Here is a 26,313-nt window from a genome sequence, read left to right on the forward strand (position 1 = left end):
ATGTTCATATATCGGTCGCATATCTCTTGAGATATGCGACTTTTTTAGTGGCTCGATTGTGGAATGGAGAAAGGAAATAGCAATGAATCAAGAAAAATCAACGAACAATATTCAAAGGAAACTCAAAGATAGACATATCTCTATGATAGCCATCGGTGGTTGTATTGGTACAGGTTTATTTATGACTTCTGGCGGAGCGATTAGAGATGCTGGACCGGGTGGTGCATTACTAGCATATGCAATAGTTGGCTTGATGGTCTTCTTCCTTATGACATCATTAGGAGAAATGGCAACTTATTTACCAGTCTCTGGTTCTTTTAGTACTTACGCAACACGATTTGTCGATCCATCACTAGGATTTGCTTTAGGATGGAACTATTGGTTTAACTGGGTTATCACAGTTGCAGCTGATATCACAATTGCATCTCAAGTTGTGAGTTATTGGGAACCACTAGAAATCGTTCCATCATGGTTATGGAGTGTCATTTTTATGGTTATTATATTTGGCCTTAATGCACTTTCAGTTAGAGTATACGGGGAAAGTGAATACTGGTTTGCATTTATTAAAGTAGCGACAGTTATTATTTTCATTGGTGTAGGTTTATTAACGATATTCGGCTTATTAGGTGGCGAATACTTAGGTTTCGATAACTTTGTAGCAGGTGACGCACCGTTCTTAGGTGACTCGAATGTTAATACTTTCTTACTTGTATTAGGTGTATTCTTAGTTGCAGGATTCTCATTCCAAGGTACCGAGTTGATTGGTATTACAGCTGGAGAATCTGAAAATCCTGAAAGAGCAGTACCTAAAGCGATTAAACAAGTATTCTGGAGAATTTTATTATTTTATATTTTAGCAATCTTTGTAATTGGTATGATTATTCCTTATACAAATCCAAACTTAATGGGTGGAGACGAAATTGCGAAATCACCATTTACTCTTGTATTTGAGAATGCTGGTTTAGCATTTGCAGCTTCATTTATGAATGCTGTCATTTTAACTTCAGTATTATCAGCAGGTAACTCTGGTATGTATGCTTCAGTTAGAATGCTATTTTCAATGAGTAAAGATAAATTAGCTTCACCAGTATTTTCAAAAACAAATAAATCAGGTGTACCTTACACAGCATTATTTGCAACAGCAGTAGTTGTTGTTCTTATATTTGCAATTGAGCATTTAAGTGGTGGCGCATATGAATATATTATTGCTGCTTCAGGTATGACTGGCTTTATTGCATGGTTAGGAATCGCAATCAGTCATTATAGATTTAGAAGAGCATTTGATCTACAAGATTATGATAAGACAAAATTAAAATATAAAGCTAAATGGTTCCCATTTGGTCCATTGTTTGCTTTTGTATTATGTGCAATTGTAATCGTAGGGCAAGATGTTGATTTCATCCAAACTGGTGAATTCGAACCAAGAAGATTCTTTATTACTTATATGGGTATTCCTGTATTTTTAGCGTTTTATATTTTTCATAAACTAAAATACAGAACTAAAATGATTCCACTTGATAAAGTTGACTTAAGTCAAGATGTGGATATGAAAGAATTTGAAAAGAATATTAAATAAACATTGACATAAGGGTTTATAATTGGTAAGATAAGTTTTGTTGAATACGAAACGGACCAAGTAGAAGCATACCCGCTTCTCACCTGTAGTGACGCGTAAAGCAGTTAGCAGGTACAATAAACCTTTAAAGTTTATGGATGAGAACGGGTGCATTATGCATTCGTTCTTTTTTTCTTGGACGACTTCGTAAAATTCTAGGAGGTGTCAACCATAGCTAAAGATCAGACTCAAGTAAACGACAAAATTCGTGCAAAAGAACTTCGCCTTATTGGCCAAGATGGTGAGCAAATTGGTGTTAAATCTAAATATGAAGCCCTTGAAATGGCTGAAAGAGTAGATTTAGACGTTGTAATCGTAGCGCCTAATGCTAAACCACCTGTTGCAAGAATTATGGATTACGGTAAATACAAATTCGAACAGCAGAAGAAAGAAAAAGAAATGCGTAAGAAACAAAAAGTAGTCAATGTTAAAGAAATTCGATTAAGTCCAACTATCGAAGAACATGACTTCGAAACTAAATTGAAACATGCTCAAAAATTCTTATCTAAAGAAGATAAAGTTAAAGTATCTATTAGATTTAGAGGTCGTGCAATCACGCATAAAGAAATTGGTCAACGTGTGTTAGAACGCTTTGCAGAATCTTGTAAAGACATAGCAACAGTTGAACAAAGACCTAAAATGGAAGGGCGTTCAATGTTCTTAATGTTAGCGCCGATTTCAAACGACAAATAAACCGAAATTATAGGAGGAAATCTCAATGCCTAAAATGAAAACTCATCGTGGAGCAGCAAAACGTGTTAAAAGAACTGGTTCAGGTCAATTAAAACGTTCTAGAGCGTTCACTTCACACTTATTCGCAAACAAATCTACAAAAGCAAAACGTAAATTGCGTAAAGCTTCATTAGTTTCTAAATCAGATACTAAACGAGTTAAACAAATGTTAACGTACGTAAAATAATAAACATAGCGGACTAATGGTCCATTTTAAGGAGGAATTATCATGCCACGTGTTAAAGGTGGAACAGTGACGAGAGCTCGTCGTAAAAAAGTTTTAAAATTATCTAAAGGTTACTTTGGTTCAAAACATACATTATATAAAGTTGCTAAGCAACAAGTTATGAAATCTGGTAACTACGCTTACCGTGACCGTCGTCAGAAAAAACGTGAATTCCGTAAATTATGGATTGCACGTATTAATGCAGCAGCTCGTCAAAACGACATCAGCTATAGCCGTTTAATGAATGGTCTTAAAGTAGCTGGTATTGAAATTAACCGTAAAATGCTTTCTGAAATCGCTATTTCAGACGAAAAAGCATTTGCTGAATTAGCTACTAAAGCTAAAGACGCTTTAGCTAAATAATTGCATTTCATTGTTGTATAAGCTGTCAATAAAGTTATTAACTTTATTGATGGCTTTTTTTATGAAATAATAAAGTAGAAGATTCGTCTTCTTTACGCTTCAAATTCGCTTTGGTAAAATAGTGTAGAAATAAGAATAAGGAGTTTATTATGTCTAAATTTGATGAAATGATTACAGTTGTACCACGTAAATTAATATTTAAAAACGAAGCTTATCAATTTGATGGGTTTAAATCTATTCAAGATGAAGAAACTAAATATATTTATGAAACAATTAGTCAATTTGAAACAAAACGTCGTGGAGATATGGAAGAAGATCCTTCATATAAACAACTTATTTCATATTGCATATTAGAAAATGAGGACGACGAAGTACTTGTATATGAAAGATTAACTGGTGGTGGCGAAAGCCGATTACATGGTTTAAGTTCAATTGGAGTAGGCGGTCATATGAATGATGTCCCTGAAGCTGTAACAGTTGAAGAGGTCATCAGAGAGAATGCTGCAAGAGAACTTGAAGAAGAAGTTGGTTTAAATAAACAAGATGTAGCAAATATGGAGTTAATTGGATTTATAAACGATGATCAAGATGAAGTTGGAAAAGTTCATATTGGTGTTGTTTTTAAATTAAAGGTTAATAAATCTAGCGTTGAAGCAGTCGAAACAGACACGTTGAAAATCAAGTGGGCTGATCAATCAGAATTGTTAAATCATAAGAATTACGAAACATGGAGTAGTCTTATTATAGATGGTATATACAGAAGAGGTGAGTAACCTTGAGTGAAATTATTCCATTTCCAAAATTAAAAAAACAACTGGTTAACAATATTAATCTTGCGATCCGAAATGAACAATTTGATGAAGCATATGAATTGTTTGAGACGTATGAGCAACATTTTAAGATGGATGATGACCTATCAATAAAGAAATGTGAAGTCTTAAAATCTTGCGGTTACTATCTTGAATTGAGAGAAGAAGCAAGTATATTGCTGAATCAAGGTCATCCATTATATGATAAAATAGTTATATATTTTGTAGAAAGTTTATACTTTTTAGAACAATATCAAACGGTAGTTGAAATTATTAATCAAATTAAAGATGAAAATATCGAACATGCTACTAGAATGGCATTGCTACCTATTCAAGATATGGCTAAAGAAAAGTTAAACCAAAGGCAATTGAAAGCTTCAGAGGTATTGAGAGCATTTCAAGAAACACAATTTGAAGGACAAATTAACCTGCTTATTGACTTAATAGATCACCACTTAGGGATATTTAATTTAACTTTAGCTCAAATAATTGAGAATGAATTATTGCATCCTAATGTACAAAGTTTAATATTAGAATATTTAAGATTAAGTGAATGGTCAGCCGAAGTTAAATTCGATAAAATAGATGAGACTATTACAGTTATACCAACAGAATTACCAGGTATAGAAAGAACAAATTTTACACAAAATATCATTCCTAAAGTAATTGATCAACTTGAAATTGATAGCCCTTCATCTATAGAGTTAGCTAAAAGTTTATTAAATCAACATGCTATTATTATGTATCCAATTACACTAAATGATATAAATGATGATGTTTTAGTTGCATGTTACTTGAAACTTTTATCAGAACGTTTTAATATAGACGCTAACTACGAAAGTGTGACTCAACAAGATTGGGACATGTTCATTGAAGTCATTCAAAAATTACAATGAATATAAACACTATAGTTGAAACATTAGAAAGCTATGTTATAATTAAAGAGTTGAAAATTTATAAAATTAGGATAATCACGGAGGTTTTTATTCATGACAGCAACATGGGAAAAGAAAGAAGGTAACCAAGGTTTATTAACTGTTACGGTTCCTAAAGAAGAAGTAGATAAAGGATTAGACAAAGCATTCAAAAAAGTTGTTAAACAAATTAATGTGCCTGGTTTCCGTAAAGGTAAAATGCCTAGACCATTATTTGAACAAAGATTTGGTGTTGAATCATTATACCAAGACGCTTTAGATTTCATTTTACCTGAAGCATACGGTAATGCAGTAGAAGAGGCAGAAATCAACCCAGTTGATCGTCCAGAAATCGACGTTACACAAATGGAAAAAGGTAAAGAACTTATCTTTGAAGCAACTGTAACAGTTGAACCAGAAGTTGAATTAGGAGACTATAAAGGTCTTTCAATCGAGAAACAAGATCGTGAAGTAACTGACGAAGAATTCAATCAAGCAATTGAAGATGCAGTAAGCCGTCAAGCTGAATTAACAGTTAAAGAAGGCGAAATCGCTGAAGGAGACGTTGTTAACATTAACTTTGATGGTTATGTTGATGGTGAAGCTTTCGAAGGTGGTCAAGCAGAAGGTTATGATCTTGAAATTGGTTCTGGATCATTCATCCCTGGATTTGAAGAACAATTAATCGGTCTTAAAGCTAACGATAGCAAAGATGTTGTTGTCACATTCCCAGAAGAATACCACGCTGAAGAATTAGCTGGTAAAGAAGCTACATTCAAATGTGAAGTTAACGAAGTAAAATCTAAAGAAATTCCAGAATTAGATGACGAGTTAGCGCAAGAACTTGACGAATCAGTTAGCACAGTTGATGAATATAAAGAAAAATTACGTAAAGACTTAGAAGAAGCTAAAGTTAATCAAGCAGAAGCAACTGAAAAAGAAGAAGCTATTACAAAAGCTACTGACAATGCAAAAGTTGATATTCCTGAAGCTATGGTTAATACAGAATTAGATCGTATGATGCAAGAATTTGAACAACGTATTTCTCAACAAGGTTTAAACCTTGAGTTATACTATCAATTCTCAGGTCAATCAGAAGAAGAACTTAAAGCACAAATGAAAGAAGATGCTGAAAAACGCGTTAAAACTAATTTAACTTTAAGAGCTATTGCTGATGCAGAGAATATCGAAGTTTCTGATGCAGATGTTGAAGCTGAATTCGCTAAAATGAGCGAACAATTTGGATTATCTGTTGAAGATATTAAAGCAACTTTAGGTAATAACGATATTTTAGTTAATGACCTTAAAATCCAAAAAGTTATCGATTTATTAGTAGCTGAATCAGCTGGAGAATAATAATTATTCGGTATTAAAGTAATTATAGTAGCAGAATATTTCTGCTACTATTCTTTTTTAGTCCGTTTAATTTGAAAAAGTAAAAAACATTTAGTATAGTCTAAAAAGAATAGGGGTGTAAAAATGTTTAAATTTAACGATGGTGAAGAAAACTTAAAATGTTCATTCTGTGGTAAAGAACAGGATCAAGTTAAAAAACTTGTTGCTGGTAGTGGCGTATATATTTGTAATGAATGTATAGAATTGTGTTCTGAAATTGTAGAGGAAGAATTAAAGTCACAAGAACCAGAACAGTTTACTGATGTTCCTACACCTAAAGAAATTATGGAACAATTAAATGATTATGTTATCGGTCAAGAAAATGCGAAAAAATCATTAGCTGTAGCTGTTTATAATCATTATAAACGTGTACAACAACCTTCTGAAAGCGAAGATGGTGTTGAATTACAGAAAAGTAATATCGCATTAATCGGACCTACTGGTAGTGGTAAAACATTGCTTGCACAAACGTTAGCTAAATCATTAAATGTACCATTTGCAATTGCAGATGCAACAAGTTTAACTGAAGCAGGTTACGTTGGTGAAGACGTTGAAAATATATTATTAAGATTAATCCAAGCAGCAGATTTCGATGTTGAAAGTGCTGAAAAAGGTATCATTTACGTGGATGAAATTGATAAGATTGCACGTAAATCAGAGAATACGTCAATTACGCGTGACGTATCTGGTGAAGGTGTACAACAAGCGTTGCTTAAGATTTTAGAAGGTACGACAGCAAGTGTACCGCCACAAGGTGGAAGAAAGCATCCAAACCAAGAGTTTATTCAAATAGATACAACAAATATTCTATTTATCCTTGGTGGTGCCTTCGATGGTATTGATGAAGTTATTAAACGTAGACTTGGTGAAAAAGTTATCGGCTTTAGTAGCTCAGGTGATGAAATTAGTGACGAAGAATCATTACTATCACAAATTAGACCAGAGGATTTACAGTCTTATGGTTTAATTCCTGAATTTATTGGTAGAATTCCAATTGTAGCTAACCTTGAAACATTAGATGTTGATGCATTGAAAAATATTTTAACGCAACCTAAGAATGCGTTAGTTAAACAATATACTAAGATGCTTGAATTAGATGATGTTGAACTACAATTTGATGAACAAGCACTTACGGCTATTAGTGAATTAGCAATAGAACGTAAAACAGGTGCACGTGGACTTCGTTCAATTATTGAAGAAGCTTTAATCGATATTATGTTTGATATTCCATCTAGCTCTGATGTAAGTAAAGTTGTTATTACTGAAGATACAATTAGAGATTATAAATTACCAAACTTATATGATAGTGAAGGTAATTTAATCAACGATGAAAAAACATCAGCATAATCACATATGATTACCAAGGCTGAGACATGTTATTAACTGTCTCAGCCTTATTTAATGTTTAAAAGTGATTTGATTTAGCTAACGTTACTGTGTTTAAAATATAAGCAAGATAAGATATAATAAAAGAAACAAACTTGTAGGAGAAAACGATGAAAATTAATCCGAATAATGTAGATATTATAATCAGTGCAGTAGATCCGAAACAATATCCTGAGACTGGTTTGCCAGAAATAGCACTTAGCGGACGTTCAAATGTTGGTAAATCAACATTTATTAATACGTTAATTTCAAGAAAAAAAGTTGCAAGAACTTCATCGAAACCAGGTAAGACACAGACATTAAATTTCTTTAATATCGATGAGCAACTTATCTTTGTAGATGTACCAGGTTATGGATATGCTAAAGTTAGTAAAAAACAAAGAGAACAGTTTGGTAAAATGATTGAGCAGTATTTAACAACTAGAGAAGCATTAAGATGTGTGATTCAATTAGTTGATATTAGACATAAACCAACTCAAGATGATGTGTTGATGTATAACTATCTGAAGCATTTTGAAATACCAACTATCGTCATTGCGACTAAAGAGGATAAAATTCCTAAAGGTAAAGTACAAAAGCATTTAAAAATCATTAGACAAACCTTAGAATTAGATCCTGAAGATAAATTGATTAGCTACTCATCTTTAAACAAAGATAAGACAGACAATATTTGGGCATTATTGTCACAATTTATTTAAACAAATTACTCACATTTCTAGATTAGAAATGTTATAATTTAGACATTGGACATAAATTAATGGGGGCGTTAGAAGTGCATGTTGTTGTAGTAAGCGTAAACTATAAGACTGCAGATGTTGCAATGCGTGAAAAACTAGCTTTTAATGATCAAGAAATTGAGAATGCGCTTGTAACACTAAACAATCAAAAATCTATATTAGAATGTGTAATCTTATCGACTTGTAATAGAACTGAAGTATATGCTGTTGTAGATCAAATCCACACTGGTAAATATTATATTCAGTCATTTTTAGCAGACTGGTTTGATCAATCATTAGATACAATTAAACAATATACAAATGTTTTAACTGAGAATGATGCAGTGGAACATTTATTTAGAGTGACTTCAGGATTAGATTCTATGGTTCTAGGAGAGACTCAAATCTTAGGTCAAATGAAAGACGCATTTCAAATTGCGCAAACAGAGGTTACAACTGGAACTATGTTTAACCGTCTATTTAAACAAGCAATTACTTTAGCTAAGCGTGCGCATCATGAGACTGATATTGCGTCAAATGCTGTTTCAGTATCTTATGCAGCTGTCGAATTATCTAAAAAGGTTTTAGGTAAATTAGATAATAAGAAAGCATTAATCATTGGTGCTGGGGAAATGGCTGAGTTAGCTGTTGCAAATTTGAATGGTAGTGGTGTTAATGACATTACTGTTTTAAATCGTACAGTAGCAAAAGCAGAATCACTAGCGATGCAGTATAAAGGTGTAGCGAAAAGCATCAATGAATTACAATGTTCATTAATGGAAGCGGATATTGTGATTAGTTCAACAAGTGCGGAACATTATGTATTAACTAAAGATATGATGCGTGATGTAGAGCGTTTTAGAAGAAATAAACCGTTAGTATTAATTGATATTGCGGTACCTCGAGATATAGACCCAGAAGTAAATGATTTAGAATTAATGTTTAATTACGATGTAGATGATTTAAACGGGCTGGTTGATGCTAATTTAGCAGAACGTGAACAAGCAGCACGTGAAATTGAATTATTAATTGCTAAAGAAATTGATAAACATGAAGAATGGGTAAATATGCTAGGTGTTGTGCCAATTATTACGGCATTAAGAGATAAAGCATCACATATACAACAAGATACTATGATGAGTGTAGAAAGAAAGTTACCTGATATGACTGACAGAGAGCGTAAAGTTATTTCTAAACATATGAAAAGTATCGTCAATCAACTATTAAAAGATCCGATTACACAAGCAAAAGAATTATCAACGGACAAAAAATCAAAAGAAAAATTAGAATTATTCCAAGAAATCTTCAATATCTCAAGTGAAGTTGAGCGAATAAATGAAACTAAGAAAGAATTAAAACAAGATCAATTGTCTCCTAAAACAGTTGAATCTTAATACAAAATAATGGTGATGCTATGCAAGATGTAATTTCTGTACGTTTGCATGAAATAGTATTAATTATTTACATGATTTGTTTAGGGTGCTATTTTTATGACTTTATTCAAAAGAATTCTAAAGTTAGAAAGTTTGGGTATTATACGCTAGGGATTGTTTGGATTTTTCAAACAATCTTTTTGTGCATGTATATTGTTACAACTAAACAATTCCCTGTACTAACGATTTTCGAAGGATTTTATTTTTATACATGGATGATTATCACTGTTTCATTAGTTTTAAATTATTTTAAATCCACAGATTTAACAGTCTTTATTATCAATTTGATTGGGTTTGTATTTCTAGTTATTCATACATTTAGACCTGAACAGTATGACACAGAAAATACTGCAGCAAATATAATGAATGAATTACTTTTAATACATATTTCTTTAGCTATTTTAAGCTATGTTCTTTTTGCATTGAGTACATCACATGCAATTTTGTATTTGTTACAAAGAAAAAATTTAAAAGAGAAAAAATTTAATCAAAAGTTCTTTAGAATGGGCAGTATTGACCAATTAGAACAAAATGTGTTCAGATTTACATTAGTAGGATTTTTAGTCTTATTAATTAGTTTAATACTTGGCATTCAATGGGGACTTATTATAATTGGTAGTGAAATTTGGATTGATAGTAAAGTAATCGGTTCATTAATAGTCTTACTACTTTATGGTATTTATTTATTTTTAAGAGTAAGAAAATCAATCAACACAAAAACGTTAGTTATAGCAAATATTATGATGTTTCTCGTGTGTATGATAAATTATTTGGTGGTCTCAAAATTTTCAGGATTTCATCAATGGTTTAACTAAACAATGGTGGAGGAAATTATGCGTAAAATTATTGTAGGTTCTAGAAAAAGTAAATTAGCTATGACGCAGAGTCAGCAATTTATAGATAAATTAAAAGAAAAATACCCAGAATTAGATATTGAAATTAAAGAAATTGTTACTAAAGGTGACAAGATTGTTGATGTTCAATTATCTAAAGTCGGTGGTAAAGGATTATTCGTTAAGGAAATACAACAAGCATTATTCAATCATGAAATTGACTTTGCTATTCATTCCTTAAAAGATGTTCCAAGTGAATTGCCTGATGAATTAACACTAGGATGTATTCCAGAACGTGAAAATCCATTTGATGCATATATCGCAAATAACCACGTTAAACTTGCGGATTTGAAACCAGGTAGTATTGTTGGTACAAGTTCATTAAGACGTGGAGCGCAATTATTAGCAAAATATCCTCATTTAGAAATTAAGTGGATTCGTGGAAATATTGATACACGCTTAAATAAATTAGAAACTGAAGACTTCGATGCGATTATACTTGCTGCAGCTGGATTAAAACGTATGGGCTGGAGTGATGATATCGTTACTGAATATTTACAAGAAGATACGATGGTACCTGCTATAGGGCAAGGTGCACTAGGTATCGAATGTAGAAGTGATGATCAAGAATTATTAGATATTCTTAAATCTGTTCATGATGAGAATGTAGAAACATGTGTAACGTGTGAAAGAACATTCTTAAATGAAATGGATGGCAGTTGTAAAGTGCCAATAGCTGGCTATGCAACACTTGAAAATGATGAAATTTCATTTACAGGTTTAATCATGTCACCAGACGGTAAAGAAAGATATGAATCAACAATAAAAGGAACTGACCCTGTAAAAATAGGTAAACAAGTTTCTGAAGAATTAAAAGCACAAGGTGCATATGAAATTATTAAGAAATTGAATGAAGAAGCATAATAAGGAGTCGTTAACATGAAGCCAATCATTGTGGTTACAAGTACAAGAACTGTTCAACGTGAAGATGTCGATATTCGTCATTATCCGTTCATTGATATTGTTCCTATCAAATTTGAACAATCTTGTTTAAAACCACACTATGATTGGCTTATTTTTACGTCTGTAAATGCGATCAAAATATTTGAACCATATTTAAATCAAATAGAAGTTGATCGTATAGCAGTTATCGGTACAAAAACAAAAAAAGTAGCAGATCAGTACAATATTCCAGTAGATTTAATGCCAGATTCATTTACTCAAGAAGGTTTATTACATGAATTTAAAGATCAGTTCACAAATCAATCTATATTAATCCCGTGTAGTAAACAAGCAAGAGATAAACTAGCGAAAGAACTTATGAAATGGGATAATCAAGTACAAGTACTGCATCTATATGAGCCTGTTACAAATATAGAAAATGTTGGAAAAGTACATGAACTGATACAACAGCAAGAAGTAACGCATGTTACTTTTTCAAGTTCATCAGCTGTTTCTAGTTATTTTGATAACTATCATCGAATTCCTAACTCAGTTGAAGTTTATGCAATTGGTGCTATAACAGAGCGAAAGTTAAATACATATCATCAACCTTCTAAAGTAGCAGAAGAATACACATTAGAAGGCATGATAAATACAATTTTGAAAGAGGTAAAATCATGAAATTTGATAGACATAGAAGACTTAGATCATCTCAAGTAATGAGAAATATGGTGAAAGAAACGTATGTTCATAAATCAGATTTAATATATCCGATTTTTGTAATTGAAGAAGATAATATTAAAAATGAAATATCTTCAATGCCAGGTATTTATCAATTAAGTTTAAACTTATTAGAACAAGAGCTAAATGAAGCTTATGATTTAGGCATTAGAGGTGTTATGTTCTTTGGTATACCTAATGAGAAAGATGCTTGTGGAACAGGTGCTTTTATTGATGATGGTATTATACAAAAAGCAACACGATTATCTAAAAGTAAATTCCCAGATATGTTAGTTGTGGCGGATACGTGTTTATGTGAATATACAGACCACGGACATTGCGGTGTAATAAACGAAGAAACAAAAGATGTAGATAACGATCAATCATTAGAATTACTTGTGAAAACAGCTGTATCACAAGCTAAAGCTGGTGCAGATATTATTGCGCCAAGTAATATGATGGACGGATTTGTTACTGAAATTAGAGAAGGCTTAGATCAAGCAGGATTTATAAATATTCCTATTATGAGTTATGGTATTAAATACGCATCTAGCTTCTATGGCCCATTTAGAGAAGCAGCAGAAGGGGCACCTTCATTTGGAGATCGTAAGACTTATCAAATGGATCCAAGTAATCGATTAGAAGCCTTCAGAGAATTAGAAAGTGATATTAAAGAAGGTTGCGACATGATGATTGTCAAACCAGCTCTAAGCTATTTAGATATCATTAGAGATGTTCGTAATCGCTCAGACTTACCAATTGTTGCATACAATGTAAGTGGAGAATACAGTATGACAAAAGCAGCTGCATTAAATGGCTGGATAGATGAAGAAAAAATCGTGATGGAACAAATGACGTCAATGAAACGTGCTGGTGCTGACATGATTATTACTTATTTTGCTAAAGATATTTGTAAATATTTAGATGGAGGAGACTACTAATATGAGATATGAACGTTCAATAAATGCCTATGATGAAGCTGTAAATTTAATGCCAGGTGGCGTAAATAGTCCAGTACGTGCTTTTAAATCAGTAGATACACCACCGATTTTTATGGACCACGGACAAGGATCTAAAATTTATGATGTAGATGGCAATGAATACATTGATTACGTGTTAAGTTGGGGACCATTAATTCTAGGTCATACACATGAAAAAGTAAAAGCTGCATTACATGAAGCAGTTGATAAAGGAACTTCATTCGGTGCATCAACTGAACTTGAAAATAAAATGGCAAAACTTGTTATTGAACGTGTGCCATCTATTGAAATGGTGAGAATGGTTTCTTCAGGTACAGAAGCGACATTAGCCGCTTTACGTCTTGCTAGAGGTTACACTGGTAGAAATAAAATATTGAAATTTGAAGGCTGTTATCACGGTCATAGTGATTCATTATTAATTAAAGCAGGTTCTGGCGTTGCGACTTTAGGTTTACCAGATTCTCCTGGTGTACCAGAAGGCACAGCTAAAAACACTGTTACTGTTCCATATAACGATATTGAAGCAGTAAAAGTTGCATTTGAACACTTTGGTGAAGATATTGCTGGCGTCATAGTTGAGCCAGTAGCTGGTAACATGGGCGTCGTGCCACCTGTTGAAGGCTTCTTAGAAGGATTACGTGATATTACGAAAGAATATGGCTCATTACTTATTTACGATGAAGTCATGACTGGATTTAGAGTTGGCTATAACTGTGCACAAGGCTACTTTGGTGTGACACCAGATTTAACATGTTTAGGTAAAGTTATAGGTGGTGGACTACCAGTTGGCGCATTCGGTGGTAAGAGAGAAATTATGGAAGAAATAGCACCAGTCGGTAATGTATATCAAGCTGGTACACTTTCAGGTAATCCATTAGCAATGACAAGTGGTTATGCAACACTAAGTGAATTAACTGAAGAAAGCTATCAATACTTCAACGAACTTGGAGATTTACTTGAAAAAGGTCTGAAAGAAGTATTTGCAAAACACGCTGTTCCGATTACGGTTAATCGTGCAGGTTCAATGATCGGGTATTTCTTAAATGAAGGACCAGTAACTAACTTCGATGAAGCAAATTCATCAGACTTAGCATTATTTAGTAAAATGTATAGAGAAATGGCTCAAGAGGGCGTATTCTTACCACCTTCACAATTTGAAGGAACATTCTTATCCACAGCACATACTAAAGAAGATATTGAAAAAACAATACAAGCTTTTGACATTGCTTTAGAAAGAATAACGAACGAATAAAACTTACCTCAAATTATAGAAACATAAATGATATAATTTTTTTGAGGTGTTAAATCATGAATAGAAATAAATGGAACATTGTACTCGTTAGTTTGTTAGCAATTATACTCGGTTTAGTGTTACAAAGTATTCACATGATATTACCATGGTTGTTTGGACCTATATTTGCGAGTTTAATTGTGATTAAAGTGTTGAAAAGAACGATTAAATGGCCAACATGGTTAGGTAATATCGGGTTACTGATATTAGGTGTACAGATGGGTTCTACATTTACGCCTAACGTCCTTCATGATATTAAAGATGAATGGATACAAATTATCTTAATGTCAGTTTGTATCTTAATACTTGCGTTAATTGTATCAATAGCGTTTAGAAAAATTGCAAATGTTACTTTCGAAACGGCCTTGTTAAGTGCAATTCCAGGTGCTTTAAGTCAGATGGTTATTATGGCTGAAGAAAATAAAAAAGCAGATTTGTTAATTGTTACACTTACACAAACATCTCGAATCATGTTTGTCGTAATATTAGTTCCAATTATTTCATCTATTTATGGTAATGATGGTACCGCGTCAGGACAAATTGAAAAGGCGCCATCTATATTTACATCGCTAGATTTCACAGGTATATTTGTGCTACTAATCGGTACCATCGCTTTATACTTTATATTCTATAAATTGAAAGTACCAGTGCCGCAATTACTTGCACCGATATTTGTATTATTAGTATGGAATTTATATACTGGGCAAATCTTCTCATTAGATTATCCGATCATTGTCGTTGCACAAGTATTATTCGGTATAAGAATAGGTGTTCAAATATCAGATTTAATCAATAATTTAACGAGAAAGACAATTTTTGCTATAGCATTTCAAAATGTATCGCTCATTATTGGCGCATTTGTACTTGTTTTTGTATTTGAGTTATTTATAGACGACAATATAAACGATTTATTCTTAAGTGCAGCACCTGGTGGTATGGCTCAAATCATCGTGGTAGCATTAGAAACAGGCGGTGATGTCGCCATGATATCAAGTTATCACATATTTAGGATATTCTTTATTCTACTGATTGTTGCGCCATTAATTAAAATTTTCTTAACAGCACGAACTAGAAAATATGGAAATTAAAATGAATCAATATTGACTTATATGGATTCTGCTTATATTATTAGAGTAATCGAATATTTATCAAGGAAGAGTAAATCATTGATTAATGATAGAGAGTGCATGGTTGGTGTAAATGCATATTAATGATGATTGAAGGTAGCCTTAAATTGAACATTAATTGAAACTAAGTAGGTTAATGCGTGTGCGAGCGATAATCGTTAGAGTGCAATATAAGTGATTATATTGAATTTAGGTGGTACCACGGTTTAACCCGTCCTATTTATTAGGACGGGTTTTTTATATTATAAAGGGAGTGATTTTAATGGAAATGGAACCTAAGTATAACCCTAAAAAGGTTGAAGAAGGCCGTTATCAATTTTGGTTAGATCATAATTATTTTAAGCCAAGTGAAAATAAAGAGAAGGAAACATACACAATTGTTATTCCACCACCAAACGTAACAGGGAAGTTGCATTTAGGTCATGCATGGGATACAACTTTACAAGATATTTTAACAAGAATGAAAAGAATGCAAGGTTATGACACATTGTATTTACCAGGTATGGACCACGCAGGTATTGCGACACAAGCTAAAGTTGAAGGTAAATTAAGAGAACAAGGTTTAACAAGACATGATTTAGGAAGAGAAAAATTCCTTGAACATGCTTGGTCATGGAAAGAAGAATATGCTGACTTTATTAGAGCTCAATGGGCTAAATTAGGATTAGGTTTAGACTATAGTCGTGAACGTTTTACATTAGATGAAGGCTTATCTCAAGCAGTTAAAAAAGTGTTTGTTGATATGTATAACAAAGGTCTTATCTATCGTGGTGAAAGAATTATTAACTGGGATCCACAAACTAAAACAGCTATTTCTGATATTGAAGTTATTCACGAAGATATTACAGGTCATTTCTATCATATTAAATATCCTTTTAAAGACGGAGAAGGCGCAATTGAAATTGCAACGACACGTCCTGAAACGATGTTAGGTGATACAGCAATCGTTGTTAACCCAAATGATGATCGTTACAAACATTTAATTGGTAAATCAGTTATATTACCGATTATTGGTCGTGAATTACCGATTATTGGTGATGACTATGTTGATATTGAATTTGGTAGTGGTGCAATGAAAGTTACACCAGCTCATGACCCTAATGACTTCGAAATTGGTGAAAGACATCAACTAGAAAAAATTAATGTTATGAATGAAGACGGTACAATGAATGAGCTAGCAGGTAAATATAATGGTTTAGATCGTTTTGAATGCCGTAAACAATTAATCGAAGACTTAAAAGAAACTGGCGAATTAATCAAAATCGAAGAACATGTTCATTCTGTTGGTCACTCAGAAAGAAGTGGCGCAGTAGTAGAACCTTATTTATCTACACAATGGTTTGTTAAAATGGAACCATTAGCTAAACAAGCATTAGACAATCAAGATACAGATGGTCGTATTAATTTTGTACCAGATCGTTTTGAAGGAACATTCAATAGATGGATGGAAAACATTCGTGACTGGACAATTTCAAGACAATTATGGTGGGGTCATCAAATCCCAGCATGGTACCATAATGAAACAGGCGAAACATACGTTGGTGAAGAACCACCAGCAGATATCGAGAACTGGACTCAAGATGAAGATGTCCTAGATACATGGTTTAGTTCTGCATTATGGCCATTCTCAACATTAGGTTGGCCAGATGAAAACAATGAAGATTTCAAACGTTACTATCCAACTAATACGTTAGTAACAGGTTATGATATTATTTTCTTCTGGGTATCAAGAATGATTTTCCAAGGTTTAGAATTTACAGGTAAAAAGCCATTCAATGACGTTTTATTACACGGATTAGTAAGAGCTGAAGATGGCCGTAAAATGAGTAAATCACTTGGTAACGGTGTTGATCCAATGGATGTAATTGATGAATATGGTGCAGATAGTTTAAGATACTTCTTAGCTACTGGTTCATCTCCAGGTCATGACTTACGTTATTCTACTGAAAAAGTTGAAGCGGTATGGAACTTTATCAATAAAATTTGGAATGCGTCACGTTTCAGCATTATGAATATCGGTGAAGATTTCAAATTTGAAGATATAGACTTATCTGGTGAAAAATCTGTTGCAGATGAATGGATTCTTACACGATTAAATGAAACAATTGCGAACGTTACGGATTTAAGTGATAAATATGAATTCGGTGAAGTTGGTCGTGTATTATATAACTTCATTTGGGATGAATTCTGTGATTGGTATATTGAAATGAGTAAAATACCAATGAATGGTGAGGACGAAGCTAAAAAACAAATGACACGTTCAGTATTAGCTTATACGTTAGATCAAACAATGCGTATGCTTCATCCATTAATGCCATTCGTAACCGAACATATTTGGCTAGCATTACCACATGAAGGTGAAACAATTATTCAAGCTTCATGGCCTGAAGTAAGACCAGAATTATCAAATGAAAATAGTAAAGTATCTATGCAACTATTAGTTGAAATCATTAAATCTGTAAGACAAGCACGTCGTGAAGTGAATACACCAATGTCTAAAGAAGTACCAATTCACATTGAAGCTAAAGATGAAAAAGTGAAAAAACAACTTTTAGACAATAAAGATTATTTAATGCGTTTCTGTAATCCAAGTGAGTTAGTGATTGATACAAAAGTTGATATTCCAGAAAAAGCGATGACTGAAGTTGTATTTGGTGCGACAGTTGTATTACCTTTAGAAGGTTTAATTGACATGGATAAAGAAATAGAAAGACTTGAACAAGAACTTCAAAAATGGCAAAAAGAATTAGATCGTGTTAATAAAAAATTAAGCAATGAAAAATTCGTTGCAAATGCACCTGAAAAGATTATTAACGAAGAAAAAGATAAAAAAGTTAATTATCAAGAAAAATATGATGGTGTATTAGCAAGAATTGAACAACTGAAAGGCTAGGAAATCTTATGAATTATTTAGATAGTTTACACTGGATACATGAACGCACGAAGTTCGGTATTAAACCAGGCGTTAAAAGAATGAAGTGGATGCTCGACAAATTAGGTAATCCTGAAGAAAAGATTCAAGCAGTTCACGTAGTCGGTACAAATGGTAAAGGTTCAACTGTCAGTTATTTAAGAGAAGCCCTAGTAGCTAATAACTATGAAATTGGTACTTTCACATCGCCATTTATAGTCACTTTCAATGAAAGAATCAGTATTAATGGAACACCAATCACAGATGATGAATTGGTTGAGTTAGTTCAGATAGTTAAACCAATATCTGAACGACTTGAATCTGAAACTGAATTAGGTCCAGCTACTGAATTTGAAATTATTACATTAATGATGTTTGTATATTTTGGTACAGTACATCCTGTAGACTTTGTCATCATTGAAGCGGGATTAGGTGCTTTAAATGATTCAACGAATGTATTTCAACCAATAATGACGGTGTTAACAAGTATCGGTTTAGATCATACTAATATTTTAGGCGATACGTATATGGATATTGCAAGAGAAAAAGCTGGTGTCATTAAACCAAGTGTTCCGCTTGTATATGCCATTAAGCCTAAAGATGCCTTACATTTCGTTAGAGAAGTAGTTGAGAAAAATTACAATAAAGGTCTAGAACTAGATCGAGATTTTCATGTACTGTCAGATGATACTGAATTTACGTATCGATATGGTAGTTATGAATTAGAAAACATTCAACTAAAAATGATAGGCCAACATCAGCATGAAAATGCTGCACTTGCGATTACAACACTTATTGAAATGTATCAAAGAGGTATGATTCAATTAAACTTTAATACAATGATTGAAGCGATAGAACATACAACATGGTCAGGTCGAATTGAAAAAGTTCAAGAAGAACCACTTATTTTAATAGACGGTGCACATAATAAAGAAAGTATTGATGCATTAGTAGATACATTAAAACAATACTATTCTGACAAAAAAATCGATGTATTATTTGCAGCGATAGATGGTAAGCCAATAGGGAAAATGATGAGTAGCATAGAAGAAATAGCCAATAGATTTTATGTGACAACATTTGATTTTCCAAAAGCATTACCAATTGATGCAGTATACGATTATTTAGAGCATCACCATATTGAAAAAGTTCAAGACTATCCTCAATTTATTGAACAGTACGACGGAGAATTACTCGTTGTAACAGGAAGTTTATACTTTATTAGCGAAGTAAGAAAATTATTTAAAGATTAATATAGAGTGGGAGCGGGACAGAAATCTAATTTGTATAAAAAGATTTCTTTGTCCTGGCAAGGATGACTAGAGTTGAAAAAAGCTTGGTACAAGCGCATTTACAATTCAGACATCTACTGCCAATATGATAAAAGAGACTGAGACATTACATTATGTCCCAGTCTCTTTTCTTATATATCTTTAACGAGTGTCGTTTTGTTACTATGGGTATCCTTAGTTACACTTCCGACGACTTTTGTTACTATGGGTATCCTTAGTTACACTTCCGCTGACTTTTGTTACTATGGGTATCCTTAGTTACACTTCCGCTGACTTTTGTTACTATGGACATCCTTAGTTACACTTCCGTTGACTTTTGTTACTATGGGCACCATACTATAAACACGCCTTCACAAATTAAGCCAAAAATCATAAAAACACCTCATTTTTACTGAATAAATCAGTAAATGAGGTGTTATTTAATTTGAGTTAGGAATTATGTCCCAAACTCATTTTTTTATGCCCATGCTTTTCGCGGATAAGTTCTCAGATTATTTTTAACGATTTTGTAACGTGCTGACGCCTGAGGGAATTGTATGAGTGAGAGACTACAGGCTCGAACCATACCCTAGGCAAGCATGCACGAACAAAATCATAGATTTTTATATAATATTCAATATTTTCTGATAATAGTGTATGATGGTACTTATAAATAGGGGGGATTAATTTGAAAGATATAGTTGGAAAATTTATAAGGTTCAAGAATCCTCATACATATGCTATATTGCTTTTCATTATTGCTATGAGTTGTTTACTGACATATGTGATACCTTCTGGGGAATTTGACAGGAAGTCTGTTAATGATCGGGAAGAGGTTGTTTCAGGTACATATCATTTAGTAGATAGTGAACCTTCTGGATTTTTAGAAATATTTAGATCTATACCTGAAGGATTAATCAGTGGTGCTGATATTATCTTTTACATATTTTTAGTTGGTGGTGCATTTGGCATTATTCATAAGACAGGTGCCATTACCAATGGCGTCAATGCTGCAATGAACAAGCTTGGTAAAAACGGTAAGTTAATGATTCCACTAACGATGTTTATTTTTTCATTGCTTGGTTTCTCGATAGGTTTAGCTGAAGAGACAATTATCTTTGTTCCAATCGGTATAGCGATTGCTAGAGCAGTTGGATATGATGCAATGACAGGTGCTGCAATGATTATCATGGGCGCTGCTGCTGGCTTTCTGGGTGGAATGCTCAACCCATTTACAGTTGGAGTTGCTCAACAGATTGCAGAAATTCCGCTTTTTTCTGGATGGGAATTTAGAACGATTATTTATATTTGTGTATTAATTGTTGGTATTGCATACGTTATGTTTTACGCTCGAAAAGTTAAAAAGAATCCAAAGAAAAGTTTAGTATACGAGTTAGAACAACAAGAAAAGAATCAAACAGAACCACAAGAAGAGATTGGTAGATTTACAAAGCGACAAATGTTTTGTTTAATTTTATTAGTCAGTGCAATATGTTTTAACGTATTTGGCATTTTTACATTTGGTTGGTCATTTAATGAAATGAGTGCTAATTTCTTGCTTGTAGGATTATTGGCAGGTTTTATTGCTGGTTTAGGTTTTAATGGTACTTTCGATGCTTTAATCGAGGGTATGCAATCTATTTTATTTGGGGCATTAATTGTTGGTTTCGCTAAAGCAATCGTCGTTGTATTAGAAAATGGTAAAATTATCGACACAATAGTTTATTATTTAACAAATACAATTCAAGATTTACCAGCAAGTATTACGGTAGGGATGATGTTTATCATACAAATGGTCCTGAATTTCTTTATCCCTTCTGGTTCTGGTCAAGCGATGACGACTATGCCATTAATGGTGCCTATTTCTGATTTATTGAATATCAATAGACAAATGGCAGTACTTGCCTTCCAATATGGTGATGCAGTGAGTAATAGTATATTCCCAACATCAGCTTCGTTAATGGGAGGATTAGCTGTAGCAGGAATCTCATACACAACTTGGGTTAAATTTATTTGGAAGTTATTATTACTGTGGGTTGTTATCTGCTTAGTTGGTATTATTATTGCATTAGCCCTAGGTTATTAAATTTTACAAAACTTGAAAAACACATGCTATCTTTAGATGTTTTTCAAGTTTTTTTAATGGATTTATAAAGAGTTAAAAAGTATTAGAGCTATTTACTAACAATATGCGATTATAAATATTGTGGTCACATTTGGTATATTAATATATATCAAAAAGGAGCTAAAAAGTATGTTCAAAATGTTTATATTCGGTGCAATCATTGCAAGTTATATGTATCAACTTACGGGTGTGAAAAATGTGGGTTTTCATTTATTAACGAAACGTTCAGTTTGTGAATCATGTCATACATCACTTAAACCGATAGATTTATTACCCATTGTAAGTTATGTAGCATTACACGGTAAATGTCGTTATTGTAAGAAGCGCATTCCAATAATTTTATTAGTTTGTGAAGTCCTTTTAGGCATACTATTTCTGATTCCCATTCTTTCAGTAGTTCAATTAAATCCTCTTTTGTATTACTTCTTAATTATATTTTTAATACCTTTATCTATTTATGATTTCCATCATTTTGTCATACCGAATCATATGCTCATCATTATGTTAGTATGTAGTGTTTATTTATTTGGAATAACGCGAGAACAATTTTTTTACGCACTGTTTATCATATTAATTTTGCACATCTTATATTTCATATCAAGGGGAGGGCTAGGTTATGGAGATATTAAATTATTTTCGTTACTCAGTTTAATTTTGCCGGTATCACATTTTATATTATGTTTTATGTTTACTTTTATATTTGCGGGTGTATTGATCACACTTTATGTATGTACCACTAGAAACAAAATTCAAAAAGTACCACTCGTTCCTTTTATGACACTTGCAGTTATATTTGTACAATTATTCCAAACTCAACTTAATGATTATTTTTTAGGAGGCAACTATGGTTATTAAAATTAAAGATTTACAACATGAAGATAAACCGAGAGAAAGACTGAAATCATATGGTCCGGATAAATTAACAAATAGAGAATTGTTGGCGATTATTATTAATTCAGGAAGCAAACAATATTCCAGTCTAGAATGTGCGAATAAAGTATTAAATTTAGTTGAAAATACAAGAGAGCTAAGACATTTAACATTGTCTGAATTGCTTTCTGTTAATGGCATTGGTGAATCTAAAGCCATTACAATTTTAGCAGTTATTGAATTAGCTAAAAGAATGCATAGCAATACCGTTCTCGACAAAGTAGAAATCAATGAACCACAAGATGTTGCAGATTATTTAATGGAAAAATTAAGATATTTAAAGCAAGAACACTTTGTTGCTTTATTATTAAATACAAAGAATCAAATTATACATGAACAATCGATTTTTATTGGTTCATTAAATATGGCGGTTGTTCATCCGAGAGATTTATTGAGAGAGGCAGTTAAGCATTCTGCTGCTTCAATTGTCATTGCACATAATCATCCAAGTGGTGATCCGTTAAACATAGTATCCTAAACTAGAGTACTCTAAGTACTCGAAGTTTAGGATTTTTTAATTACAGTGCTTTAACTATTAAATATATAAGGGTATTATTAATAGTAGTTAAAGTATTTAAAGGTGGTGGAAAGATGAAGGTTCAGAAAGTAATTGTGGAGGAAAAATCATATCCGTTATACATACTGCTAGATAAAGAATTTGAAGTGATAGAACCGGTTAAGCGATTTATAAAGTACTTGGATAATACGGGCAAAGCTCCAAATACCATTAAAACATATTGTTATCATCTCAAGCTGTTTTATGAATTTATGAGCCAAAGTAGAATCGAATTAGGAGATTTACAATTTGAGGATTTAGCAAACTTTGTAGGATGGTTAAGAAATCCAGCAGGGCATTTAAAGGTAATAGATATACAACCAAAGAAGGCTAAAAGAGAGGAAACATCAGTTAATTCCATACTTAACGCTGTAACTAGTTTCTTAGAGTATTTAAATCGCACAGAAAATTTTAAAGCTATAGATATGTCTAAAGAAGCAAGAGGAAGAAACTTTAAGGGGTTTCTTCACCATATTTCTAAAGGTAGATCCTATAAAAAAAATATTTTAAAGCTTAGGGTCAAAAAGAAACTTGTACAAGTATTAGAACATGGACAAGTCAAAGCAATAATTGAGGCATGTCATACCAAAAGAGATAAGTTACTTATTATGCTTATGTATGAAGGGGGACTTCGGATAGGAGAAGCATTATCCCTTCGTATTGAAGATATTTCAACATGGGATAACCAGATTAACATCAGGCCAAGAGATCATAATGAAAATGGAGCTTATATTAAACTTAAAAAAGAAAGAACTATTGATGTAAGTAAGGAATTAATGGCATTATATACCGATTACTTAGTACATGAATATGGGGAAGATTTAGATCATGATTATATATTTATTAATCTTAAAGATTCTTATTTTGGCCACCCTCTAAAATATCAAAGTGTATTAGACTTAATAAGAAGACTAGGAAAACGGACAGGGATTACTTTCACTGCCCATATATTACGTCATACGCATGCCACAGAGCTTATTAGAAGTGGATGGGATGCTGCATATGTACAAAAAAGATTAGGGCATGCCCATGTACAAACAACACTTGATACGTATGTTCATCTTTCTGATCAAGATATGAAGAATGAATATAAAAAGTATCTTCAAGGGAGAGAAACATGACAATGAAATTTCCAAGTGTAGCAACTAATCGAAAGCTTATCGCTAGTACAGAGATTAATAAAAAAATAGCTAATATGACAAGTGTTTTAAAAGGTTATTGGGCAGCAGATAGATGGGATATAAGAATTTGTCCGCATCCTAGTGCAATTGAGTTAAGTAAGAATCCGTCACTAAGAAATCGTTGGGTAAATTTCGATAAGGTGGAAAATGTCTGGTTGAAAACAGAATTAAAATATTTTTATTACCTTCACTTGAATAATGGAGCTTGGAATGCAAAATCCGTTTGGATTAGAAAGGGAACAGTGATAAGCCGGATGATGGGATTTTTAAATTTAAAATATCCTAATATTACATCGATAACCGAAGTGCCTATAAAAAAAGCTTTGACAGAATACCGGACCTACTTAACAGAACAAAAAGTAAAAACTACGACTACTAATTACAAACTTGATGTAAATCAGCAGAAAGTTACTGTACATGCGAATTCCTATTACGTTACTCATCTTAAGCAGTTTATGGAATTCTATGAGGACTTCTATTTTGATGGGGAAGAATGGGAAAAAGATGTTTGGAATCGAAGAAAATTATCATTACCGGAAGATAAGGTAAACCCAACATCCTACGAATATACGATCAACTTTAAGGGTTTTAAGAATAATTATTTTAAAGAAATAGTTAAGCGATATTGTAAACTAATGTTAAACACAGCTAGCTTTTCTCACGTAGTAGATATAGCTTCAAAATTAAAAGAATTTTTTAATTTCATGAACAAAAATTGTGAAGGTATACAAAGGATTCATCAATTAACTAGAAATGAAATTGAGCAATATTTTAATTATATTAATTTAAAAGGTTTAAAACCCAGTACTGTAACTGGACGAATATCTACTTTAGACGTTTTTTTTACTACAATTCAAAGATATGACTGGAAGGATACACCTTCTAAGATCCTTATCTTTCAAGAAGATTACCCTAAAGTGCCGAAGGCACTACCACGTTATATTGATGAACATATACTTGAACAATTAAATGGGAAATTAGATAAATTGGAACCTTATATTGCTACAATGGTTATGGTACTTCAAGAATGCGGGATGCGTATCAGTGAACTTTGTACATTGAAAAAAGGGAGCGTCATAACCGATAAAGAAGGGGATTGCTTTTTAAAGTATTATCAGTGGAAAATGAAGAAAGAGCATATCATTCCTATTTCTAAAGAAATTGCTGCATTGATATTAGTTCAAGAGCAAAGGGTGGCTGATGAACTCGATGATGGATGTGTATATGTGTTTCCCCGAAAAGATTGCTCACCATTGAAACAAGATACCTTTAGGGTTAAATTAAATGAACTAGCTTATGAAGAAAAGATAACGGACAGCAACGGAGAAATTTTTCGTTTTCATGCTCATGCCTTTCGGCATACAGTTGGCACTAGAATGATAAATAACGGAGTGCCACAACATATTGTCCAGAAGTTCTTGGGTCACGAATCACCGGAAATGACGGCAAGATATGCACATATTTTTGATGAAACCCTAAAGAAGGAATTTACGAAATTTAAGGAAACCTTAGTAACGAATAACGGTAGCATTCTGGATTTAAGTGAGGAAAATACTGAAGCTGACAATACAGATCTTCAATGGTTTAAAAAGAATATCAATGCACAGGCACTTCCTAATGGCTATTGTCGGTTACCAGTAATTGCAGGACCATGTCCTCACGCAAATGCATGTTTAGATTGTACGAATTTCTGTACAAGTAAACAATTTCTTACTGAACATGAAGAGCACTTAGAGCGAACTAAAGAAATACTAAATAGGGCTAAACAAAACCAATGGCAGCGTCAGGTTGAAACCAATGAACGTGTTAAAAATAGATTAGAACAGATTATTCATTCGTTAAAGGAGACGAATTAAA

Annotated in this window: 23 protein-coding genes and 2 other annotated features; all 23 genes read left to right on the plus strand. The window is 32.7% G+C overall.

The window, feature by feature from the left end; all coding sequences use genetic code 11:
• Positions 1 to 82 precede the first annotated feature (82 nt).
• The 23 genes from LQ675_RS06740 to LQ675_RS06850 all read left to right on the plus strand — a co-directional run bounded on the left by LQ675_RS06740 (position 83) and on the right by LQ675_RS06850 (position 26,312).
• Complete coding sequence (locus tag LQ675_RS06740; protein ID WP_048539812.1) at positions 83 to 1,576, plus strand: amino acid permease; 1,494 nt, start codon at positions 83 to 85, stop codon at positions 1,574 to 1,576.
• A gap of 52 nt (positions 1,577 to 1,628) precedes the next feature.
• Positions 1,629 to 1,754, plus strand: a sequence feature (ribosomal protein L20 leader region).
• Between the two features lie 23 nt (positions 1,755 to 1,777).
• Positions 1,778 to 2,308 carry a translation initiation factor IF-3 gene (infC, locus tag LQ675_RS06745; protein ID WP_025904295.1) on the plus strand — a complete coding sequence of 177 codons (531 nt, stop codon included), beginning with the start codon at positions 1,778 to 1,780 and terminating at the stop codon, positions 2,306 to 2,308.
• A gap of 25 nt (positions 2,309 to 2,333) precedes the next feature.
• Entirely contained in the window at positions 2,334 to 2,534 is a 201-nt protein-coding gene (gene rpmI, locus LQ675_RS06750) for a 50S ribosomal protein L35 (RefSeq protein ID WP_016910907.1), read from the plus strand.
• Positions 2,535 to 2,576: 42 nt separating this feature from the next.
• Entirely contained in the window at positions 2,577 to 2,936 is a 360-nt protein-coding gene (gene rplT, locus LQ675_RS06755; RefSeq protein ID WP_025904294.1) for a 50S ribosomal protein L20, read from the plus strand.
• 149 nt (positions 2,937 to 3,085) lie between these two features.
• The gene (locus tag LQ675_RS06760; RefSeq protein WP_048539620.1) at positions 3,086 to 3,709 is read left to right on the plus strand and encodes an NUDIX domain-containing protein; all 624 of its coding nucleotides are present in this window, start codon (positions 3,086 to 3,088) and stop codon (positions 3,707 to 3,709) included.
• Between the two features lie 2 nt (positions 3,710 to 3,711).
• Positions 3,712 to 4,641: a hypothetical protein gene (locus LQ675_RS06765; RefSeq protein ID WP_048539621.1), complete on the plus strand. Its 930-nt coding sequence runs from the start codon at positions 3,712 to 3,714 to the stop codon at positions 4,639 to 4,641.
• A gap of 93 nt (positions 4,642 to 4,734) precedes the next feature.
• The gene (gene tig, locus LQ675_RS06770) at positions 4,735 to 6,015 is read left to right on the plus strand and encodes a trigger factor (RefSeq protein ID WP_058592064.1); all 1,281 of its coding nucleotides are present in this window, start codon (positions 4,735 to 4,737) and stop codon (positions 6,013 to 6,015) included.
• A 123-nt stretch (positions 6,016 to 6,138) separates the two neighbouring features.
• Positions 6,139 to 7,401, plus strand: a complete 1,263-nt coding sequence (gene clpX / locus LQ675_RS06775; protein ID WP_048539623.1) for an ATP-dependent Clp protease ATP-binding subunit ClpX — start codon at positions 6,139 to 6,141, stop codon at positions 7,399 to 7,401.
• A gap of 149 nt (positions 7,402 to 7,550) precedes the next feature.
• The gene (yihA, locus tag LQ675_RS06780; RefSeq protein WP_025904289.1) at positions 7,551 to 8,138 is read left to right on the plus strand and encodes a ribosome biogenesis GTP-binding protein YihA/YsxC; all 588 of its coding nucleotides are present in this window, start codon (positions 7,551 to 7,553) and stop codon (positions 8,136 to 8,138) included.
• Positions 8,139 to 8,212: 74 nt separating this feature from the next.
• Positions 8,213 to 9,550 (plus strand): glutamyl-tRNA reductase, encoded by a 1,338-nt coding sequence (gene hemA / locus LQ675_RS06785; RefSeq protein WP_048539624.1) that lies wholly within the window; start codon positions 8,213 to 8,215, stop codon positions 9,548 to 9,550.
• A 20-nt stretch (positions 9,551 to 9,570) separates the two neighbouring features.
• Positions 9,571 to 10,404 (plus strand): cytochrome C assembly family protein, encoded by an 834-nt coding sequence (locus LQ675_RS06790; protein ID WP_048539625.1) that lies wholly within the window; start codon positions 9,571 to 9,573, stop codon positions 10,402 to 10,404.
• An 18-nt stretch (positions 10,405 to 10,422) separates the two neighbouring features.
• Positions 10,423 to 11,346, plus strand: coding sequence for a hydroxymethylbilane synthase (gene hemC, locus LQ675_RS06795; RefSeq protein ID WP_107611043.1), 924 nt, complete (start codon positions 10,423 to 10,425; stop codon positions 11,344 to 11,346).
• Between the two features lie 15 nt (positions 11,347 to 11,361).
• The gene (locus LQ675_RS06800) at positions 11,362 to 12,045 is read left to right on the plus strand and encodes a uroporphyrinogen-III synthase (protein WP_048539627.1); all 684 of its coding nucleotides are present in this window, start codon (positions 11,362 to 11,364) and stop codon (positions 12,043 to 12,045) included.
• Positions 12,042 to 13,025 carry a porphobilinogen synthase gene (hemB, locus tag LQ675_RS06805; protein WP_048539628.1) on the plus strand — a complete coding sequence of 328 codons (984 nt, stop codon included), beginning with the start codon at positions 12,042 to 12,044 and terminating at the stop codon, positions 13,023 to 13,025. Before LQ675_RS06800 ends, hemB begins: the two co-directional genes overlap by 4 nt.
• Position 13,026: 1 nt before the next feature.
• Positions 13,027 to 14,316, plus strand: a complete 1,290-nt coding sequence (gene hemL / locus LQ675_RS06810) for a glutamate-1-semialdehyde 2,1-aminomutase (RefSeq protein ID WP_239727268.1) — start codon at positions 13,027 to 13,029, stop codon at positions 14,314 to 14,316.
• 56 nt (positions 14,317 to 14,372) lie between these two features.
• The gene (locus LQ675_RS06815) at positions 14,373 to 15,443 is read left to right on the plus strand and encodes an AbrB family transcriptional regulator (RefSeq protein ID WP_239727271.1); all 1,071 of its coding nucleotides are present in this window, start codon (positions 14,373 to 14,375) and stop codon (positions 15,441 to 15,443) included.
• Positions 15,444 to 15,491: 48 nt separating this feature from the next.
• Positions 15,492 to 15,704 (plus strand) — a binding site (T-box leader).
• Positions 15,705 to 15,744: 40 nt separating this feature from the next.
• Positions 15,745 to 18,375, plus strand: coding sequence for a valine--tRNA ligase (locus LQ675_RS06820; protein WP_185160419.1), 2,631 nt, complete (start codon positions 15,745 to 15,747; stop codon positions 18,373 to 18,375).
• An 8-nt stretch (positions 18,376 to 18,383) separates the two neighbouring features.
• Positions 18,384 to 19,646, plus strand: a complete 1,263-nt coding sequence (locus tag LQ675_RS06825; RefSeq protein ID WP_048539632.1) for a bifunctional folylpolyglutamate synthase/dihydrofolate synthase — start codon at positions 18,384 to 18,386, stop codon at positions 19,644 to 19,646.
• Between the two features lie 706 nt (positions 19,647 to 20,352).
• Entirely contained in the window at positions 20,353 to 21,750 is a 1,398-nt protein-coding gene (locus LQ675_RS06830; RefSeq protein WP_058592071.1) for a YfcC family protein, read from the plus strand.
• A gap of 168 nt (positions 21,751 to 21,918) precedes the next feature.
• Positions 21,919 to 22,644 (plus strand): prepilin peptidase, encoded by a 726-nt coding sequence (locus LQ675_RS06835; protein WP_048539634.1) that lies wholly within the window; start codon positions 21,919 to 21,921, stop codon positions 22,642 to 22,644.
• Positions 22,634 to 23,197, plus strand: coding sequence for a RadC family protein (gene radC / locus LQ675_RS06840; protein WP_204206573.1), 564 nt, complete (start codon positions 22,634 to 22,636; stop codon positions 23,195 to 23,197). The genes LQ675_RS06835 and radC overlap by 11 nt, the downstream gene beginning before the upstream one ends.
• Positions 23,198 to 23,310: 113 nt before the next feature.
• The gene (locus LQ675_RS06845) at positions 23,311 to 24,396 is read left to right on the plus strand and encodes a tyrosine-type recombinase/integrase (protein ID WP_000867971.1); all 1,086 of its coding nucleotides are present in this window, start codon (positions 23,311 to 23,313) and stop codon (positions 24,394 to 24,396) included.
• A gap of 2 nt (positions 24,397 to 24,398) precedes the next feature.
• Positions 24,399 to 26,312: a tyrosine-type recombinase/integrase gene (locus tag LQ675_RS06850; RefSeq protein WP_029658482.1), complete on the plus strand. Its 1,914-nt coding sequence runs from the start codon at positions 24,399 to 24,401 to the stop codon at positions 26,310 to 26,312.
• Position 26,313 lies beyond the last annotated feature (1 nt).

The sequence above is a fragment of the Mammaliicoccus sp. D-M19 genome, assembly GCF_022386695.1.
GTDB lineage: Bacteria > Bacillota > Bacilli > Staphylococcales > Staphylococcaceae > Mammaliicoccus > Mammaliicoccus sciuri.

Coding starts and splice junctions, on each gene's coding strand:
- LQ675_RS06790 (WP_048539625.1), top strand. CDS start 9,571: ATGCAAGATGTAATTTCTGTACGTTTGCATGAAATAGTATTAATTATT.
- clpX (WP_048539623.1), top strand. CDS start 6,139: ATGTTTAAATTTAACGATGGTGAAGAAAACTTAAAATGTTCATTCTGT.
- hemC (WP_107611043.1), top strand. CDS start 10,423: ATGCGTAAAATTATTGTAGGTTCTAGAAAAAGTAAATTAGCTATGACG.
- rpmI (WP_016910907.1), top strand. CDS start 2,334: ATGCCTAAAATGAAAACTCATCGTGGAGCAGCAAAACGTGTTAAAAGA.
- LQ675_RS06800 (WP_048539627.1), top strand. CDS start 11,362: ATGAAGCCAATCATTGTGGTTACAAGTACAAGAACTGTTCAACGTGAA.
- LQ675_RS06820 (WP_185160419.1), top strand. CDS start 15,745: ATGGAAATGGAACCTAAGTATAACCCTAAAAAGGTTGAAGAAGGCCGT.
- LQ675_RS06740 (WP_048539812.1), top strand. CDS start 83: ATGAATCAAGAAAAATCAACGAACAATATTCAAAGGAAACTCAAAGAT.
- yihA (WP_025904289.1), top strand. CDS start 7,551: ATGAAAATTAATCCGAATAATGTAGATATTATAATCAGTGCAGTAGAT.
- rplT (WP_025904294.1), top strand. CDS start 2,577: ATGCCACGTGTTAAAGGTGGAACAGTGACGAGAGCTCGTCGTAAAAAA.
- LQ675_RS06845 (WP_000867971.1), top strand. CDS start 23,311: ATGAAGGTTCAGAAAGTAATTGTGGAGGAAAAATCATATCCGTTATAC.
- hemB (WP_048539628.1), top strand. CDS start 12,042: ATGAAATTTGATAGACATAGAAGACTTAGATCATCTCAAGTAATGAGA.
- radC (WP_204206573.1), top strand. CDS start 22,634: ATGGTTATTAAAATTAAAGATTTACAACATGAAGATAAACCGAGAGAA.
- tig (WP_058592064.1), top strand. CDS start 4,735: ATGACAGCAACATGGGAAAAGAAAGAAGGTAACCAAGGTTTATTAACT.
- hemL (WP_239727268.1), top strand. CDS start 13,027: ATGAGATATGAACGTTCAATAAATGCCTATGATGAAGCTGTAAATTTA.
- LQ675_RS06850 (WP_029658482.1), top strand. CDS start 24,399: ATGAAATTTCCAAGTGTAGCAACTAATCGAAAGCTTATCGCTAGTACA.
- LQ675_RS06815 (WP_239727271.1), top strand. CDS start 14,373: ATGAATAGAAATAAATGGAACATTGTACTCGTTAGTTTGTTAGCAATT.
- LQ675_RS06825 (WP_048539632.1), top strand. CDS start 18,384: ATGAATTATTTAGATAGTTTACACTGGATACATGAACGCACGAAGTTC.
- LQ675_RS06835 (WP_048539634.1), top strand. CDS start 21,919: ATGTTCAAAATGTTTATATTCGGTGCAATCATTGCAAGTTATATGTAT.
- LQ675_RS06760 (WP_048539620.1), top strand. CDS start 3,086: ATGTCTAAATTTGATGAAATGATTACAGTTGTACCACGTAAATTAATA.